1 protein-coding gene is annotated in these 1316 nt (G+C 44.6%); it reads left to right on the top strand.

From position 1 onward, the window contains the following. Positions 1-128: 128 nt before the first annotated feature. Positions 129-1253, top strand: coding sequence for an IS4 family transposase (locus tag V9K67_RS26985; RefSeq protein WP_336728234.1), 1125 nt, complete (start codon positions 129-131; stop codon positions 1251-1253). The last annotated feature ends 63 nt before the right edge of the window (positions 1254-1316 follow it).

Below are 1316 nucleotides of genomic sequence, written 5' to 3'. Positions count from 1 at the left end.
TCATGAGTGTCCGGTAAATTTTATGGTCAGTTCTTTGAAATGCTTTAGGGACAAGGGTTTGAAGGGTGTTGGCAACGGTGACGATTTGGCCTGCTGAGCTGCTATTTTGGAGGTTTAAAACCTCTGCCATGAACTTAGGCAAGTATGTCTTTGCTCAAATTTGCACCTTTTTACCAGCTCGCCTCTTCGATCGTTGCGTTGAAAAGTACCAAGGCAACAAATGGGTCAGACATTTTTCCTGTTACAACCAATTGCTCTTTATGATCTTTGGGCAACTAAGCGGACGGGAAAGCCTTCGCGACCTGCTTGTAACGCTAGATGCCCACAAAAGCAAGTTTTATCACCTTGGTTTGGGAAAGGGTGTTTCCCGCTCCAATCTGGCAGAAGTCAACGAAAGAAGGGACTACCGTATTTATGAAGACTTTGCCTACGAGATGATCCACCTGGCTAGACAAACCATTACCGATGACAAGGACTTCAAGGCTGCCTTTAAGGAAAAAGTTTATGCCCTTGATTCCACCACCATAGATCTTTGTCTGAATGTATTCTGGTGGGCCAGCTTCAGAAAGAACAAAGGAGCCGTAAAGCTGCATACCCTATATGAGGTAAATACAGCGATCCCATCCTTTGTATTCCTTTCCCATGGTCGCTTCCATGATGTTAGGGCGTTGGATGAATTGCAGCTTGAAGCCGGCGCCTATTACATTATGGATAAAGCCTATCTGGACTTTGAGCGGCTGTATCGAATAGACCAGGAACGAGCTTTTTTCGTTACCCGGGCCAAGATCAACTTTTCATTCAACCGCCTTTATTCAGCCTGTGTCGACAAATCCAAGGGGATAATGTGCGACCAGACCGTCACCTTGAAAGGTTTTCGTTCACAAAAGGCGTATCCCGACAAATTGCGGCGAATCAAGTATTATGATCTGGAGTTAGGCAGAAGCTTTGTCTTCATTACCAATAACTTCGAACTGCCGGCCACAGAAATTGCCTTGCTGTATAAGCATCGTTGGAGTGTCGAACTATTTTTCCGCTGGATCAAACAGCACCTCAAAGTGAAGGCTTTCTGGGGCACTTCCTTCAATGCTGTGAAGACCCAGGTGTACATCGCCATCATAACTTATACCCTTGTGGCCATCATAAGGATTGAACTTGGGATCAAGCGCTCGAATTACGAAATTTTACAGATTTTAAGCGCGTCACTTTTCGATAAAACCCAGCTCCATGGCCTTCTTCAGCCGATTGTCTCCTAAAATTTCAAAGAACTATATTGTAACTTGTTGAAAATCAATTAGATTAAACCGGACACCCGTGAA

Origin of the sequence: Huijunlia imazamoxiresistens (genome assembly GCF_037132455.1) — a bacterium.
In the GTDB taxonomy this organism is placed as follows: domain Bacteria; phylum Bacteroidota; class Bacteroidia; order Chitinophagales; family Chitinophagaceae; genus Flavisolibacter; species Flavisolibacter imazamoxiresistens.
Note: the sequence above shows the minus strand (reverse complement) of the source record. Positions and strands in the feature narration are given on the sequence as shown.

Excerpts from the sequence above, each read along its gene's own strand:
- V9K67_RS26985 (WP_336728234.1), top strand. The coding sequence starts at position 129 with ATGAACTTAGGCAAGTATGTCTTTGCTCAAATTTGCACCTTTTTACCA.